Raw genomic sequence first — 15,495 nt, 5'->3', positions numbered from 1 at the left:
CGACCAGCCACCGGACGGGAGGCGCGGGGCGGGGCCGTCACGGGCCTCCCGTCCGGTGGCTGGTCGCGCTCTCAGGCGCGACCAGCGGCGAACCGCTCGCGCACGCGTTCCGGCTAGCGGACGGCGCTGCGGAGCGGAGCCGTCGCGAAGTCGCGCATGCCCTGCTCGAAGTCCACCTCGGCGTGCCATCCGAGCTCGGCGGCGATGCGTGCCGAACTCGCGGTGACGTGGCGGACGTCGCCCAGTCGGTACTCGCCCGTGACGACCGGCTGCGGGCCGTCGGGTCCGGCGATCGCGGCGGCCATGTCACCGATGGTGTGCACGGTGCCGGAGCCGACGTTGTACGCGCGGAACGTGTCCGACGGCAGGTCGGCCGTCGCCGCGATGGACGCGGCGTTCGCGCCGGCGACGTCGTCGACGTGCACGAAGTCGCGTCGCTGGGCGCCGTCCTCGAAGACGCGGGGTGCCTCGCCACGGGCCAGTGCCGAGCGGAACAGGGACGCGACACCGGCGTAGGGGGTGTTCGCCGGCATGCCCGGTCCGTAGACGTTGTGGTAGCGGAGCGCGATCGCGCGGCCTCCCGTGGCACGGGCCCAGCTCGAGGCCAGGTGCTCCTGCGCGACCTTCGTCTGCGCGTACACGTTGCGGGGGTCGAGCGCTGCGGACTCGTCGATCAGGCCGGGCAGCAGGGGCTGACCATCGGGGCCGATCGGGTCGAAGCGGCCGGCGTCGAGGTCCTCGCGGCGGCGGGCCGGCGGACGGGTGGGTTGCCCGGAGGCGGTGGTGTACGCGCCCTCGCCGTAGACGACCATCGAGCTGGCCACGACGAGCCGGCCGATGTCGTGCCGGTCCAAGCCGGCGAGGACGTGGGCGGTGCCGGTGTCGTTCGACGAGACGTAGTCGGGGGCGTCCTGGAAGTCAACGCCGAGGCCGACCTTGGCGGCCTGGTGGCACACGACGTCGACGCCGTCGAGGGCGGCGTCGAGGGCGACCCGGTCGCGGACGTCGCCGTGCACGAACGCGATGCCCTGCTGCTGGTGGGCGCGGACGACCTCGGCGGGGTGGCCGTGCACGTCGTCGCGCAGGGAGTCGAGGACGCGCACCTCGTGGCCGTCGGCCAGGGCGCGGCGGACGATCGCGGAACCGATGAAGCCGGCGCCGCCGGTGACGAGGAGGCGGCTCATGCGGTGGGGCCTGTGGCGGTGGCGGCGGGCTGGGCCTGCATGATGCTGGCGCTCGCGCTGGTCGGGACGAGTTCGCGCGGGGTGAAGTCGGCGGGGATGGCGGCGACGATCTGGCCGATGGCGCGGACGATGACCTCGTTGGCGCGGGCGAGGCGTTCCATGACGAGGGCGTGGGTGACGACGGCTCCGGCGTCGTCGACGTCGGGGCCGCTGGCTGCGGCTGCGGCCGCGGCTGCGGCCTCGTCCTCGGTCGGGGCCAGGCCGGCGTCGGCGTCGGTGACGAACGACAGGTTCACGGTGGCGATGCCGAGTTCGGCGGCCAGGGGGACCTCGGGCGTCATCGTCATGTTGATCGTGTGGCCGCCGGCCTGGCGGAGCCAGACGGACTCGGCGCGGGTGGAGAACCGGGGACCCTGGATGACGACGCAGGTGCCGGTCGGACGGAACGGCACGTCGAGTCCGGCGACGGCGTCGATCGCCGCGCGACGGAGCGTGGGGTCGAACGGGTCGGCGAAGGACAGGTGCTGCACGTCGTCCTCGAAGAACGTGTCGGCGCGTCCCCAGGTGCGGTCGATGAGCTGGTCGGTCACGACGAAGGTGCCGGGTGCGTAGTCGGGGTGCAGGCCGCCGACGGCGCTCGAGGACACGATCGCGCGGACACCGAGGGAACGGAGCGCCCACACGTTCGCGCGGTGGTTGATGCGGTGGGGGGCGACGGAGTGCTCACGGCCGTGGCGGGTCAGGAACGCGACCCGTCGTCCGGCCATCGTGCCGATGCTGATCGGGCTCGACGTCGGGCCGAACGGGGTCGGGACGTCGAGCTCGTCGGCGGTGCCCTCCTCGAACAGCTGGTAGAGGCCGGAGCCTCCGATGACACCGATCGTCACGGCTTCGTCGTTCTCCACAGGTCCTCCGTTGGTCGTCGGCGCGGGCTGCGCGCTGGATACGCTACTGACGGCGCCACCGGGCGAACCGGGAGCGGCGCCGCCAACCCCCTGTTCGGAGGCACCTGTGCGAACGATCGGTCAGCACCGCGACGACCTGGCGGCGTTGCTCGCGCCGGTGGTGGCGGGCCTCGGAGCAGAAGAACTGCCGATCGACGAACTCGTCGGCGCGGGGCTCGGCGCCGGGCTCGGACACCGTGTGCTCGCGGCGGCCGTCGCGTCGCCGGTGCCGCTGCCGCCCTTCGACAACAGCCAGATGGACGGCTTCGCAGTGCGGGTCGCCGAGGCCGGGCAGCAGGTGCGGGTCGTCGAACCGATCCCGGCCGGCGTGGTGCCCGAACCGCTCGAGCCCGGTACGGCGGCGCCGATCATGACCGGGGCACGGATCCCGGAGGGTGCCGACGCGGTGTTCCCGGTCGAGGCGACCGAGCCCGGTGCGTTCCCGGCGGCGCTCGAGCTGCCGCGGGTGACGGTGCCCGCTGACCTGACCGCCGGGACGTTCGTGCGGGTCACCGGCAGCGACCTGCCCGCCGGTGCCGAGCTCGCTCCGGCCGGTTCCGCGGTCACGCCGGCGCTGCTCGGGGCCCTGGCTGCTGCGGGGGTGACGACCGTGTCGGTGCGTCGACCGCTGCGGGTCCTCGTCGTGTCGACCGGCTCGGAGCTGCAGGGCGCCGACACGAAGGCGGCGACCATCGGCGACGCGAACGGCATCGCGCTTCGGGCGGCCCTGGCCCAGGTCGGTGCGGAATCGCGGACCGTCCGGGTGCCCGACGAGGTCACTGCTTTCGACGGGGCGCTCGATGCGGCCGTGGGGGACTGGGCCGACCTCGTGCTGACCACCGGGGGCATCAGCGCCGGGGCGTACGAGGTCGTCCGACAGGCGCTCGAACCCCGCGGGCTCGCGGTGACGCCGGTCGCGATGCAACCCGGTGGGCCGCAGGCGTTCGGCAGCGTCGTGTTCGGTGGCGACGCCGGTGGCGGTCGCTCCGTGCCCGTCGTGTCGTTCCCGGGCAACCCGGTGTCGGCGCTGGTCTCGTTCGAGGTGTTCCTGCGACCGCTGCTCGCCACCGCCGTCGGGCTGACGCCGGACCGTCCCACCCAGGTCCTGCCAGCGGCGTCCGCTGCCGGCTCACCCGTCGGCAAGCACCAGGTCCGTCGCGGCCGGGTGCAGGACGGGGCCGTGCACTTCGTCGGTGGGCCGAGTTCACACCTGCTCGTGCACTACGCCGCCGCCACCCACCTGGTGCACGTCCCCGTCGGCGTCGACACCGTCGAACCCGGCGACCCCCTGACCGTCTGGAGCCTCCGATGACCGACCCGTCCGCCTCTGACCAGGTGCGGCCCGGACCGTCGCCGACCGACGAGTTGTCGCACGTCCGCGCCGACGGCAGCGCACACATGGTCGACGTCTCCGCGAAGGACGTCACCGACCGGTCCGCCACCGCCACCGCCACCGTCGTCACCCGCCCCGACGTCGTCGCACGCATCCTCGACGGCTCGCTGCCCAAGGGCGAGGTCGTCGGCACCGCCCGCATCGCCGCGATCATGGCGGTGAAGAAGACCTCCGACCTGATCCCGCTGTGCCACCCGCTGCCGATCGCCGGCGTGCAGGTCGACATCACCGGCTCAGACGACCGCGTGCTGATCGAGGTGTCGGTCCGCACGACCTCGCGCACCGGCGTCGAGATGGAAGCCCTGACCGGGGCGAGTGTCGCCGCCCTGACGGTGTACGACATGGTGAAGGCCGTCGACCGAGCGGCCGTGATCACGGACGTCCGCGTGCTCGAGAAGCACGGCGGGCGCTCCGGAGACTGGAGCAACCGATGACCGCCGAGCCGACCAGGGGCCGGGCCGCCGTCGTCGTGGTGTCCACGCAGGCCGCCGCCGAGCCCGCACTCGACCGCACCGGGCCCGTCATCGTCGACTGGCTGCGCGACCGCGGGTTCACCACGAGCGACCCGATCATCGTCCCCGACGGCGGCGCGATCACCGAGACCGTCACCGCTGAACTCCTGGCCGACGCACGTGTCGTCATCACCACCGGCGGCACCGGGGTCACCCCGACCGACCGGACCCCCGAGGCGGTGGCGGGGCTGATCGACCTCGAACTGCCCGGCATCACCGAGGAGATCCGTCGGCGCGGACTCGCGGGTGCCGGCCCGACCGCGCTGCTCACCCGCGGCGTCGCCGGGGTCACGAACGCAGGTTGCCTGCTCGTCACCCTGCCCGGGTCGCGTGGCGGGGTGTCCGACGGGCTCGCTGTGCTCGACGGTGTGCTCGACCACGTGGTCGCACAGGTGCACGGCGAGGGCCACGCCCCGCGGAGTGCCTCGTGAGCACCACCGAGGCCGCCGCACGTGTCGTGCTCGCCGACGTCGTCGACCGCGACATCAGCGTCGACGAGGTCGCAGCCGCGGTGGCCACCGAGCAGGACGGCGCTCTGGTGACCTTCGCCGGCATCGTCCGTGACCACGACGGTGGCAAGGGCGTCACCGCGCTCGACTACGAGCGGCACCCCAGCGCCGGCGAGGTCATCACCGAGGTCGCCCGCACCATCGCCGAGGACCACCCCGACGTCCGGATCGCCGTGCTGCACCGGGTCGGGGCGCTCGGGATCGGGGACGTCGCGCTCGCCGCAGCGGTGTCGTCGTCGCACCGGGCGCAGGCGTTCGCCGCATGCGGCGCCCTGGTCGACCTGGTGAAGGAGCGCGTGCCGATCTGGAAGCACCAGCGGTTCACCGACGGGACGGACGAGTGGGTGGCGGCGCTGTGACCGCCTCCGCCCAGACCGCGACCGCCGGCCATCGGGCGCGCTGATCCTGCAGCCTCGCCCGCCGGCCGCTCGACGCCCACCCTGTGCACCTTCGCAACCGGGACGCTCGTTCGGGGCATGGTGAGACTCCAAGCGGATCCATAGAATCGCGAACATGAGCGTCTTGCTGCCCGGGATCACCGTCATCCTGCTGGTCTTCGCCCTGATCGACATCCTGACGAAGACGGATGACCAGATCCGCGGCCTGCCGAAGATCGCGTGGGTGATCCTCGTGATCCTGGTCCCCGTCGTGGGCAGCATCGTCTGGTTCGCCATCGGCCACGACTGGGCTCCGGGCGAACGCAACCACGGTCGCTACATCGAGCCCACCCGCCACGAGGACCGGTACGCCACCCTCGGCGACGCCCGCAGTGCCCACGGCGCCAAGCGCGTCACCGGTACCGAGCAGGAGCTCGCCGAGCTCGAGCGCGAGATCGAGTACTGGGAGGCGCAGGCCCGCCTGAAGCGCGCCAAGGAGGCCGCGGGCGAAGGCGACGTCGCCCCCGCGAGCTGACCCGGGCCTCCAGGCCGACGCACCGACGCACCGACGCACCGGCGCGCCGCGCCGCCGACGCACCGCGCGAGCCCACGCGCACGGGCCGACCACCTGCACGCGCACCACGCGCACGAGCCAGCCGCACCAGCCGCACCACCCGACCCGCACCCACCACCCCGCCGCGCCACCTACCCTTGACGGGTGGCACATCTCCTCGGCGCCGAGAACCTGCATCTCGAGTTCCCCACCAAGGTCGTCTTCGACAACGTCACCCTCGGCATCGACGAGGGCGACCGGATCGGCGTCGTCGGCCGGAACGGCGACGGCAAGTCGACCCTCCTCGCACTGCTGTCCCAGCGCCTCGAGCCGGACGGCGGCCGTGTCACGCACCGGCGCGGGCTGACCATCGGCTACCTGGACCAGCGCGACATCCTGCCCGAGGGCGCGACCGTCGGCAGCACCGTCGTCGGCGACCTCGAGGAGCACGAGTGGGCCGGTGACCCGAAGATCCGCGACATCATCGGCGGTCTGGTCTCGGACATCCCGTGGGACGTCAGCGTCGACGAGCTGTCCGGTGGGCAGCGTCGCCGTGTGGCACTCGCGCGGCTGCTGGTCGGCGACTGGGACGTCCTCTTTCTGGACGAGCCGACCAACCACCTGGACGTCGAGGGCATCGAGTGGCTCGCCGGGCACATCAACCGCCGCTGGTCGTCGAACCAGGGCGGCATGGTCGTCGTGACGCACGACCGGTGGTTCCTCGACGCGGTGTCGACCGACACGTGGGAGGTCCACGACGGCGTCGTCGACCCCTTCGAAGGTGGCTACGCCGCGTACATCCTGCAGCGCGTCGAGCGTGACCGGCAGGCGGCCACGATCGAGCAGCGCCGCCAGAACCTGGCCCGCAAGGAGCTCGCATGGCTCCGCCGCGGTGCCCCGGCCCGCACGAGCAAGCCCAAGTTCCGCATCGACGCGGCGAACGCCCTGATCGACGACGTCCCGCCGATCCGCGACACCGTCGCGCTGTCCCGGACCGCGACCGCGCGCCTCGGCAAGGACGTCGTCGACCTGCTCGACGTGAGCGTCTCGTTCGACGGCACGCAGATCCTCGACCGCATCGAGTGGCGCATCGCACCGGGGGAGCGGACCGGCATCCTCGGCCCGAACGGTGCCGGCAAGTCGACCCTGCTCAACCTGGTCTCCGGTCGGCTGCAGCCGACCAGCGGGCGGGTGAAGACCGGCAAGACCGTGCAGGTCGCGGTGCTCGACCAGCAGCTCGCCGACCTGCAGCAGTTCGCCGACGACCGCGTGCGCGAGGTCGTGGCGCGCAAGAAGACGAGCTACGTCGCCGACGGCAAGGAGATGACGCCGTCGCAGCTGCTCGAGCGGCTCGGCTTCACCTCGGAGCAGCTCTCCACCCCCGTGCGCGACCTCAGCGGCGGGCAGAAACGGCGCCTGCAGCTCATGCTCATCCTGCTCGACGAGCCGAACGTGCTCATCCTCGACGAGCCCACCAACGACCTCGACACCGACATGCTCGCCGCCATGGAGGACCTGCTCGACACCTGGCCGGGCACCCTGCTGGTCGTCAGCCACGACCGGTACCTGCTCGAGCGGGTGACCGACCAGCAGTACGCCGTGCTCGGCGGGCACCTGCGGCACCTGCCCGGCGGCGTCGACGAGTACATGCGGCTGCGCGAGGCCGGCACCGGTGGCGGGACCGCCTCTGCGGCTGCCGCCGCGTCTGCCGGGAGGCCCGACACCGTCGGCGGGACCGGCTCGGCCGGTGCCGTGGCCGGGTCCACGGCCGCCGGTGCGTCCGCCCTGTCGGGAGCGGACCGGCGGACCGCCGAGAAGGAGATGTCGGCGCTCGACCGGAAGATCGCGAAGGTCGGCGCGGACCGCAAGAAGCTGCTCGACCAGTTCGCGACGCACGACCAGTCCGACTACTCCGGGCTGGGGGAGCTGCAGGCGAAGCTCGCGGAGCACGAGGCCGAGATCGAGCAGCTCGAGGAGCGCTGGCTCGAGGTCGCGGAGTTGCTCGGGGTCTGAGCCGGACTACTCGACGGACGCAGGGTCGACCGCGTCCTGGCCGCTGTCCGCCGGTGTGGCGTCCTCGGGCGCCCCGCCGCCGGGGTTCGCCACGACCTCCCACAGGTGGCCGTCCGGGTCCTGGAAGAAGCCGGACCACATGCCCCACGGGCGCGTGTACGGCGGTTCGAGCATCGTGGCGCCCGCTGCCTGCGCCCGCTCGAGGAACGCCTCCGCCTCGGCCTGACTGCCCGTGAAGTGCCCGATCGTGCTGCTCGGTGCCGTGGCCAGCTGCACGCCGGAGTCCTTCGCCATGTCGTCGCGGCCGTAGAGACTGACGATCAGACCGTCGTCGAGGGTGAACATCGCCGCGGTGCCGCTGGCCTGCGTCTCGGTGGCCGGGTACTCGGTGCCGATGACGCCGCTGCCCTCGAGGCCGAGCAGCGCGCGGTAGAACTCGGCCGATCGAGCGACGTCGGCGACGGCGAGGGTGATGGCGTGCATGCGCCGCACGCTACGCCGGGGCCGCTCAGCCCGTGTCACCCTGTCGGTCAGTCCCCGAGGCCCAGGATGAGTCGGCGGAGCAGCCCGGCCAACTGCCCCTGCTCGTCGTCCGAGACGCCCGACAGGATGTCCCGCTCGGCGGCCAGCAGGTCCGCGATCGCGGCGTCCACCGCCACCCGCCCCAGGCCCGTCAGCGACACGAGGATGCCCCGGCCGTCCTTCGGGTCGGTGCGCCGCCCCACGAAGCCGCGTGCCGCCAGCCGGTCCACCCGGTTCGTCATCGTGCCGCTCGACACCAGGGTCTGCTGCAGCAGGGTCTTCGGGCTCAGCTCGTACGGCTCGCCCGCGCGCCGCAGGGCCGACAGCACGTCGAACTCCCACGGCTCCATGTCGCTCGCGTCGAACGCCGTCCGCCGGGCGCGGTCCAGGTGCCGGGCGAGCCGGTCCACGCGGGACAGGACCTCGAGCGGGCCGAAGTCGAGATCGGCACGTTCACGACCCCACGCCGCGACGATGCGATCGACCTCGTCCTCATGCGGCATCCCTCCATCTTGGCCGAACCCGGAGCGGACAGCCAGCCTCGTCGGTCGTGGGAGGATGGAGGAGCACCCCCGGGTGCGTTCCGCCTTGGTGTAATGGCAGCACGACGGCCTTTGGTGCCGTTAGGTCCGGGTTCGAATCCTGGAGGCGGAGCGGGGGGCTGATCGGCCGGTCGGCAGAGGCGCTTCGGCACCACAGGACGCAGACCCTGCATCGGCAGCACCGCTGCCATACTGACGGGGTGACGATGGTGCGGCCCGTCATCGGGCGTCAGCGGGAGAGCGCGGCCCTCCGAGATGCCGTCCGCGACGTCGTTCGTGGTGGTTCTGCGTTCGTGGTCGACGGCGAAGCGGGAATCGGCAAGTCATCGCTGGTCACCGATCTGCTCGAGTACGCGAACACCCATGGCGTGCGAGCGATCACGACCACCGGCACCCTGGCCGAGTCAGCTGAGCCGTACGCCGCGCTCCACATGCTCCTGTACCCGCTGCGCGGCGGCATCGCGAACCTGCCTGCACCGCAGCGACGCGCGCTGGACGTCGCCTTCGGCGTCGCGACGGGAGTCCAGCCCTCGCCGCTGCTCGCCGGCCTCGCCGCGTTGACGCTGCTCTCCGACGCCGCCAGCGAACGTCCACTCGTGGTCGTCGCCGAGGACCTGCACTGGATGGATGCGCCGTCCGAGTGGGCGCTGCGCATGATGGCCCGCCGTGTCGGCGAGGACCCGGTCGTCATCGTCATGACGACGCGGAACACCGACATGGTGGAGACCCCGGGCATCCGACGTCTGCACCTCGGTCCGCTCGACGAATCGGCTGCCGGTGAACTGCTCGACGGGATCTCCGGAGCGCCCACGGGTCAGGCTCGACGTGACCTCGTGATCCGCGCCGAGGGCAACCCGTTGGCGCTGCACGAACTCGGGCGGCCGGTCGCGGCGGTGGACCGCACTCGGGAACGTCCTGTCGTGGGCCGGGTCGAGCAGGAGTTCACCGCCCGGTACATGGAGCTGGACCAGTCGGTCAGGTTGGCCATCCTCGCCGTGGCGCTGTCCGGCAGCACCAGTGCCGAGGAGGCAGCGCGGGTTGCCGCACGCGCGATCGGGCGCTTCCCGGCACCGACGTGGACGGAGCAGGCATCGGCGTCCTCGCTCCTCGAGTGGGTCCCTCCGCGTGCGATCCGGTTCCGACACCCGCTCGTGCAGTCGGCCGTCCTGTCGGCTGCGTCCCCGACGGAGCGCACCGCCGTCCTGCGGTCGCTCGTGATCGAACACCAGGACGATCCGTCCCGGACGACCTGGTGGCGCGCCGAACTCGCCACCGGTCACGACGAGTCCCTCGCAGACGAGATAGCCGCGATCGGCGACGGACGGACGGCGATGTCCGACCCGTTCGTCGCGAGCCGGGCCTACGAGCGTGCGGCCGAACTGACCTCCGACGTGTCCAGACGCGTGGAGCGGCGCATCGTCGCGGCGGAACTCGCCGGACTGTCCGGCAGGATCTCGGAAGCGTCACTCCTGGTGCAGCGAGCACGCGACGAGGCGCCCGGTCGGCTGCTCGCAGCACGCGCTGCGTGGGGCGCCGAGACCCTGCCCACCGGTCGGACCGGCCTGGCCGTCGGTGACCTCGGACCGGTGCTCCGCGCCGTCTCCGAGATGCAGGCGGCCGGTGGGGTCGAGCAGGCCACCGACGCGCTGCTGCACCTGGCCGCGATCGCCTGGGACCACACCTCCGAGGCGGACCCGGGCGACCCGATGCTCGTCGTCGTCGAAGCCCTCGCGCTGCCCGAGGACGACCCGCGGTCGCTCCTGCTCGCCGCACGGACCGAGCCGGTGGCGCGGGGCGATCGTGTCCGAGAACTCGCGCTGGCGGCGGCACCGACGGCTCAGGACGAAGAGTCGGCCTGGCTCCTGGGGTACGCGCTGAACCTGGTGGGCGAGATCGACACGGCTCGCGTCCTGCTCGACCGTGCCCTCGCGAGCATGCAGGCGCGTGGTGAGCTGCGGACGTTCCCACAGGCGCTCATGGGGACCTCGATGACCACCTACCTGGCCGGGGACGTCGCCAGGGCGCGAGTCCTCGCGGAACAGGCCGCGTCGCTCGGCCGTGACCTGGGTGACGCCGGCTTCTCCGCAGCGGCGCGGTGCGCGCTCGCGTGGTTCGACGCGCTCGAGGGCAGGTACCCCGACGCCGAACGGATCGCCGGCGGGACCGAGGCGGGCGCGCAGGTACTCCGCTCGAGTGCGATGCGCGCAACGCTCCTCGGCGCGACGGGGTTGGCGCACCTGCACTCGGGCCGAGCAGCGGATGCGCTCGAACCCCTCCGTCGCCTGTTCGACCCCGACGACGACGCATTCAACCCGTCCTTCGCCGTCCTGACCTCCCACGACTACGTCGACGCCGCGCTGGAGTCCGGCAACCGACCGGACGCCGACCAGCGGTTGGCGGACCTCGAGCGGCTCCACGCGCGCTGGCACGCCCCGATGGTGCAGGCCGCCGTCGAGTACGCCCGGACCGCCCTGATCGACGACGACGGCCTCGAGGCGGCGTGGGCGACCCTGCAGCACGAGCGTTGGCCGATCCCGTACCTGCAGGCCCGAGCGTTCCTGCGACTCGGTCGCCGCCTGCGTCGCACGAACCGCACCACCACCGCCCGCGCCGTCCTGCACGCCGCCCTGGACCTGTTCGAGGCGATGCCCGCCCCGACCTGGGAAGAGCGGACCCGGGAGGCCATCCGTGCCACGGGCGAGCGGCTGCCGACGACCGGTCAGCGCCGCATCGAGCTGCTCACCCCGCAGGAGCTCCGGGTCTGCACGCTCGCGGCCCAGGGGATGAGCAACCGGGCCATCGGTGAACACCTCTTCGTCTCGCCCCGGACGGTGGGTGCGCACCTGTACGCGGCGTTCCGGAAGCTCGGCGTCTCGACTCGGCAGCAGCTGCCGTCGGTCCTCGCCCCCGAGACGACGACAGCGACGACAGCGACGACAGCGACGACAGCGACAGCGGCGCACGACCAGCCGGCGACCGACTGACACCCCGGCCCACGACCGACTAAGTCACCCGACCGCGCACCTCGGTCATGACGACCGATGTGCACCACCGGTCCCTGGACCTAGCGTCTCGGACGGGAGCACCGCTTCCACACCGACGCGGGTTCGTGGCAGCGGCTACGGACCAGGAAGGACCGCACCGTGACCGGATCCCCCACCGTCGTCCTCGTCCACGGAGCCTTCGCCGGTGCCGGCAGCTGGGCGCCCGTCACGAAGCTCCTCCTCGACCAGGGTCACAAGGTCCTCGTCCCACCCGTGTTCAACCGCAGCCTGTCCGGCGACGCGGCCTACATCAAGTCCTTCGTCGAGCAGATCGACGGACCGGTCCTGCTCGTCGGGCACTCCTACGGCGGCGCGATCCTCACCGTCGCCGGCGTCGCCGAGAACGTCGTCGGCCTCGTCTTCGTCGCCGCGTACGCCCTCGAGGAGGGCGAGAGCCTCGGCGCCCTGCAGGGCGGCTTCCCCGACAGCGACCTCGCCGCGAACCTGGTGTACGCGCCCTACCCCGTCGACGGCGCCGAGCCCGGCACCGACGTCTCCGTGGCCATCGACGCCTTCCCCGCCGTCTTCGCGGGTGGCCTCGACCTCGAGAAGGCCGAGGTCCTCGCGGTCTCGCAGCGTCCGCTGTCCGCCGTCGCGTTCGGTGAGCCCGCATCCGTCGCGGCGTGGAGGACCAAGCCGTCCTGGGGCATCGTCTCCAGCGCCGACCACACCATCAACCCGGACGTCGAGCGCTTCGGCTACCAGCGCGCCGGCGTTCGCAAGGTGATCGAGATCGACGGACCGCACCTGGTGATGCAGACGCACCCCACCGAGGTCGCGGCGTTCATCACCGACGCCGTCGCCGAACTCGGCTGACCACCCACCGACCACCACAACCGCAGAACAGCACAGGAGAGCAACCATGGGTTACGTGACCACCGACGACGGTGCAGAGATCTACTTCAAGGACTGGGGCAACGCCGACGCGCAGCCGATCGTCTTCCACCACGGCTGGCCGCTGTCCTCGGACGACTGGGACGCGCAGATGCTGTTCTTCCTGGCCGAGGGCTTCCGCGTCATCGCGACCGACCGACGCGGTCACGGCCGCTCGTCGCAGATCGGCACCGGCCACGACATGGACCACTACGCGAGCGACGTGTCCGCGGTCGTCGAGCACCTCGACCTGCACGACGCCGTCCACATCGGCCACTCCACCGGCGGCGGCCAGGTCGCTCGCTACGTCGCCCAGTACGGCCAGCCCCAGGGCCGGGTCGCGAAGGCGGTCCTCGTGTCCGCCGTCCCGCCGCTGATGGTGAAGACCGACGCGAACCCCGAGGGCACCGACATCTCGGTCTTCGACGGGTTCCGACAGGCACTCGCTGCGAACCGTGCTGAGTTCTTCCAGGCCGTCGCGTCCGGCCCGTTCTACGGCTTCAACCGTGACGGCGTGACGCCGTCGGAGCCGGTCATCGCGAACTGGTGGCGTCAGGGCATGACCGGCAGCGCCGTCGCGCACTACGAGGGCATCAAGGCGTTCTCGGAGACGGACCAGACCGACGACCTGCGAGCCATCACCGTGCCCGTCCTCGTCCTGCAGGGTGACGACGACCAGGTCGTGCCGTACCAGGACGCCGCCCTGAAGCAGGCCGAACTCCTGAGCGACTCGACCTTGAAGATCTACGAGGGCTACCCGCACGGCATGCTGACGACCCACGCGGACGTCATCAACCCCGACATCCTCGCGTTCATCCGCGGCTGATCCCGCTGACGCTGCGTTCGCGGCGATCCTGACCGGAGGCGCGGTGCACGCGGGTCTGTCGACCCACGTGCACCGCGCCTCCGGTCATCGTGCGCAGCCGTGAGAGCACCGACCGCCGGGTCGTCACCCCTGACGGTGGTGCGCGACTTCCTGGTGCGCTTCGCCGCGGTCCTGCCGCAGGACACGACCCCGTCGAAGCACTGACGGAACCGGTCCGGTGAGCGCCTCGTCACCACGAACTGGGCGCGTAGTCCTTCAGGAAGACCCCGAACAGGTCGTCGCCGGCTTCGCCCCGGACGATCGGGTCGTAGACGCGGGCTGCCCCGTCGACCAGGTCGAGCGGCGCGTGGAAGCCCTCTTCGGCGAGCCGGACCTTCGTGGGGTGCGGCCGTTCGTCGGTGATCCAGCCGGTGTCGACGCTCGTCATCAGGATGTTGTCGGTCTCGAACATCTCCTGCGCGCTCGTGCGGGTGAGCATGTTCACGGCGGCCTTCGCCATGTTCGTGTGCGGGTGACCCGGCCCCTTGTAGGCGCGGCCGAACACACCTTCCATGGCGCTGACGTTCACCACGTAGGTGCGGCGTCCCGTGCTCGCGGCCATGGCGGGGCGGAGCTTCGAGATGAGGATGAACGGCGCCGTGGTGTTGGCCAGCTGGACCTCGAGCATCTCGAGCGGGTCGACCTCGTCGACCTGCTGGGTCCACGAGTTCTCGTCGTGCAGGTCGGGGACCAGGCCACCGGCGTCGATCGCGGTGCCCAGGGCGAGTCGTTCGAGCGAGCTTGACCCCGGCGCCATCGCCTGTTCGGTCAGCTCGTCGGCTCGGGCTGCGGCGGCCGCGAGGATCGGGTGCGCGGCAACTGAACGGGCGAGCGCCAGCGGGTGCTGGTCGTTCGTGTGTCCGAACGTCACGAGTTCTGGCAGTGGTCCGTCGGGCAGCGGCGCGAGTTCCGCGTCGACCAGCGGCTGGTAGGCCCCGGTCGACCGGCGCACGGTCTGCGTGGCGTTGTTGATCAGGATGTCGAGGGGGCCGGACGCGGCGACGTCCTCGGCGAGCCCGATCACCTGGGCGGGGTCGCGCAGGTCGATGCCGACGACCTTCAGACGGTCCATCCAGTCGGCGGAGTCGGGCAGGCTCGCGAACCGGCGCACCGCGTCGCGGGGGAACCGCGTGGTGATGGTGGTGTGGGCCCCGTCGCGCAGCAGCCGGAGGGCGATGTACATGCCGATCTTCGCGCGACCGCCGGTGAGCAGCGCCCGCTTGCCGGTCAGGTCCGTCCGGGCGTCGCGCTTCGCGTGGCTCATGCGTGCGCACGCCGGGCAGAGCTGGTGGTAGAACGCGTCGACGACCGTGTAGTGCTGCTTGCACATGTAGCAGGGCCGTGACTTCAGCAGGGTGCCCGCGGTGGTCGACGCGGTCGAGGCGCTGATCAGGACGCCGCGGGTCTCGTCGTCGATCCGGTCGGCGGCCCCGGTGGCGGTGGCGGCGATCACACGGCGGTCGGCCTCGGCGATGACGCTGCGCTTCTCGAGACGGTGCGCACGCTTGACGGCCTTGAACATCTTCGCGGTGGCCCGGCGGACCCGGATGAAGTCCGGATGCGTCTCGTCGATCTCGGTCAGCTGCTCGAGCACCCGGAGCGCGACGCTCAGGTCGTCGGGGTCGATGCCGCTGGGTTCGGGGTGCTCGGAGCTCACACGCGATCCTACGTCGGGACCGAGCACCGATCAGACGAGCTGCTGCTCCATGCACACGCTCGTCGGGTCGTCGACGTACGGGCCGAACCGGGGGATGTCCGCGTACCCGGCCTTCCGGTACAGCGCGATCGCCGCGGCCTGCGGCAGGCCGGTCTCGAGCCGGACGGTCCCGATGCCGATCGCGCGGGCCCGGTCGTGCAGGGCGTCGAGCAGCCGCGTCCCCACGCCGAGCCCACGCGCGGCGTCGCTCACGAACATGCGCTTGACCTCGCCGGTGCCGTCGCCGGCGTCGACGAGCGCCACCGTGCCGAGGGCGGTGCCGTCCTCACGCGCCACCAGGAACGTGACGTCGGGCTGGTCCAGGTCGTCGACGTCGAGGGCGTGGTAGTTCTCGGCCGCGTAGAGGCTCAGTCCGTAGTCGTCACCCTGCTGCAGCAGGTGCAGGACGTCGTCTTGCCGGGGGCTCTCGATCTGCACGGTCAGCACCGTCACACAGTAGCGAGGACG

At 72.0% G+C, this 15,495-nt stretch carries 15 protein-coding genes and 1 tRNA gene; 10 read left to right on the top strand and 6 right to left on the bottom strand.

Annotation, left to right across the window (positions count from 1 at the left end):
* Positions 1-113 precede the first annotated feature (113 nt).
* Both DEJ27_RS16810 and DEJ27_RS16805 read right to left on the bottom strand, forming a co-directional pair.
* Entirely contained in the window at positions 114-1,184 is a 1,071-nt protein-coding gene (locus DEJ27_RS16810) for an NAD(P)-dependent oxidoreductase (protein WP_111091498.1), read from the bottom strand.
* Entirely contained in the window at positions 1,181-2,089 is a 909-nt protein-coding gene (locus DEJ27_RS16805; RefSeq protein WP_111091497.1) for an MTAP family purine nucleoside phosphorylase, read from the bottom strand. The genes DEJ27_RS16810 and DEJ27_RS16805 overlap by 4 nt, the downstream gene beginning before the upstream one ends.
* Before the next feature lie 106 nt (positions 2,090-2,195).
* On the opposite strand from DEJ27_RS16805, the gene glp reads away from it, so the two are divergent.
* From glp to DEJ27_RS16775, 6 genes are all read left to right on the top strand, one after another.
* Complete coding sequence (glp, locus tag DEJ27_RS16800) at positions 2,196-3,440, top strand: gephyrin-like molybdotransferase Glp (protein ID WP_258369778.1); 1,245 nt, start codon at positions 2,196-2,198, stop codon at positions 3,438-3,440.
* Positions 3,437-3,955 (top strand): cyclic pyranopterin monophosphate synthase MoaC, encoded by a 519-nt coding sequence (gene moaC, locus DEJ27_RS16795; protein WP_111091496.1) that lies wholly within the window; start codon positions 3,437-3,439, stop codon positions 3,953-3,955. Before glp ends, moaC begins: the two co-directional genes overlap by 4 nt.
* Positions 3,952-4,464, top strand: a complete 513-nt coding sequence (locus DEJ27_RS16790; protein WP_111091495.1) for a molybdenum cofactor biosynthesis protein B — start codon at positions 3,952-3,954, stop codon at positions 4,462-4,464. The genes moaC and DEJ27_RS16790 overlap by 4 nt, the downstream gene beginning before the upstream one ends.
* A complete protein-coding gene (locus DEJ27_RS16785; protein WP_181430186.1) occupies positions 4,461-4,901 on the top strand; it encodes a molybdenum cofactor biosynthesis protein MoaE in 441 nt (146 codons plus the stop codon). The genes DEJ27_RS16790 and DEJ27_RS16785 overlap by 4 nt, the downstream gene beginning before the upstream one ends.
* 154 nt (positions 4,902-5,055) lie before the next feature.
* Positions 5,056-5,454: a PLDc N-terminal domain-containing protein gene (locus DEJ27_RS16780; protein ID WP_111091494.1), complete on the top strand. Its 399-nt coding sequence runs from the start codon at positions 5,056-5,058 to the stop codon at positions 5,452-5,454.
* A gap of 183 nt (positions 5,455-5,637) precedes the next feature.
* Complete coding sequence (locus DEJ27_RS16775; protein WP_111091493.1) at positions 5,638-7,485, top strand: ABC-F family ATP-binding cassette domain-containing protein; 1,848 nt, start codon at positions 5,638-5,640, stop codon at positions 7,483-7,485.
* Positions 7,486-7,491: 6 nt separating this feature from the next.
* Here the strand turns inward: DEJ27_RS16775 and DEJ27_RS16770 are convergent, their stop codons facing one another.
* Positions 7,492-7,968 (bottom strand): VOC family protein, encoded by a 477-nt coding sequence (locus DEJ27_RS16770; protein ID WP_111091492.1) that lies wholly within the window; start codon positions 7,966-7,968, stop codon positions 7,492-7,494.
* A 47-nt stretch (positions 7,969-8,015) separates the two neighbouring features.
* Positions 8,016-8,510: a MarR family winged helix-turn-helix transcriptional regulator gene (locus DEJ27_RS16765; protein WP_110858896.1), complete on the bottom strand. Its 495-nt coding sequence runs from the start codon at positions 8,508-8,510 to the stop codon at positions 8,016-8,018.
* Positions 8,511-8,589: 79 nt separating this feature from the next.
* On the opposite strand from DEJ27_RS16765, the gene DEJ27_RS16760 reads away from it, so the two are divergent.
* The 4 genes from DEJ27_RS16760 to DEJ27_RS16745 all read left to right on the top strand — a co-directional run bounded on the left by DEJ27_RS16760 (position 8,590) and on the right by DEJ27_RS16745 (position 13,292).
* Positions 8,590-8,661 (top strand) — tRNA-Gln (locus DEJ27_RS16760).
* Positions 8,662-8,755: 94 nt separating this feature from the next.
* Entirely contained in the window at positions 8,756-11,533 is a 2,778-nt protein-coding gene (locus DEJ27_RS16755; RefSeq protein WP_111091491.1) for a LuxR family transcriptional regulator, read from the top strand.
* A 159-nt stretch (positions 11,534-11,692) separates the two neighbouring features.
* Positions 11,693-12,409 carry an alpha/beta fold hydrolase gene (locus tag DEJ27_RS16750; protein WP_111091490.1) on the top strand — a complete coding sequence of 239 codons (717 nt, stop codon included), beginning with the start codon at positions 11,693-11,695 and terminating at the stop codon, positions 12,407-12,409.
* 46 nt (positions 12,410-12,455) lie between these two features.
* Complete coding sequence (locus DEJ27_RS16745; protein WP_110858899.1) at positions 12,456-13,292, top strand: alpha/beta fold hydrolase; 837 nt, start codon at positions 12,456-12,458, stop codon at positions 13,290-13,292.
* A 229-nt stretch (positions 13,293-13,521) separates the two neighbouring features.
* On the opposite strand, the gene DEJ27_RS16740 is transcribed toward DEJ27_RS16745, so the two are convergent.
* Together DEJ27_RS16740 and DEJ27_RS16735 are read right to left on the bottom strand one after the other, a co-directional pair.
* Complete coding sequence (locus DEJ27_RS16740; protein ID WP_111091489.1) at positions 13,522-14,988, bottom strand: SDR family oxidoreductase; 1,467 nt, start codon at positions 14,986-14,988, stop codon at positions 13,522-13,524.
* A 30-nt stretch (positions 14,989-15,018) separates the two neighbouring features.
* Positions 15,019-15,474, bottom strand: coding sequence for a GNAT family N-acetyltransferase (locus tag DEJ27_RS16735; RefSeq protein ID WP_258369779.1), 456 nt, complete (start codon positions 15,472-15,474; stop codon positions 15,019-15,021).
* Between the last annotated feature and the right edge of the window lie 21 nt (positions 15,475-15,495).

Source organism: Curtobacterium sp. MCPF17_018, assembly GCF_003234135.1.
GTDB classification, from domain to species: domain Bacteria; phylum Actinomycetota; class Actinomycetes; order Actinomycetales; family Microbacteriaceae; genus Curtobacterium; species Curtobacterium flaccumfaciens.
Note: the sequence above shows the minus strand (reverse complement) of the source record. Positions and strands in the feature narration are given on the sequence as shown.

Coding starts and splice junctions, on each gene's coding strand:
- DEJ27_RS16810 (WP_111091498.1), bottom strand. CDS start 1,184: ATGAGCCGCCTCCTCGTCACCGGCGGCGCCGGCTTCATCGGTTCCGCG.
- moaC (WP_111091496.1), top strand. CDS start 3,437: ATGACCGACCCGTCCGCCTCTGACCAGGTGCGGCCCGGACCGTCGCCG.
- DEJ27_RS16790 (WP_111091495.1), top strand. CDS start 3,952: ATGACCGCCGAGCCGACCAGGGGCCGGGCCGCCGTCGTCGTGGTGTCC.
- DEJ27_RS16780 (WP_111091494.1), top strand. CDS start 5,056: ATGAGCGTCTTGCTGCCCGGGATCACCGTCATCCTGCTGGTCTTCGCC.
- DEJ27_RS16770 (WP_111091492.1), bottom strand. CDS start 7,968: ATGCACGCCATCACCCTCGCCGTCGCCGACGTCGCTCGATCGGCCGAG.
- DEJ27_RS16765 (WP_110858896.1), bottom strand. CDS start 8,510: ATGCCGCATGAGGACGAGGTCGATCGCATCGTCGCGGCGTGGGGTCGT.
- DEJ27_RS16755 (WP_111091491.1), top strand. CDS start 8,756: ATGGTGCGGCCCGTCATCGGGCGTCAGCGGGAGAGCGCGGCCCTCCGA.
- DEJ27_RS16745 (WP_110858899.1), top strand. CDS start 12,456: ATGGGTTACGTGACCACCGACGACGGTGCAGAGATCTACTTCAAGGAC.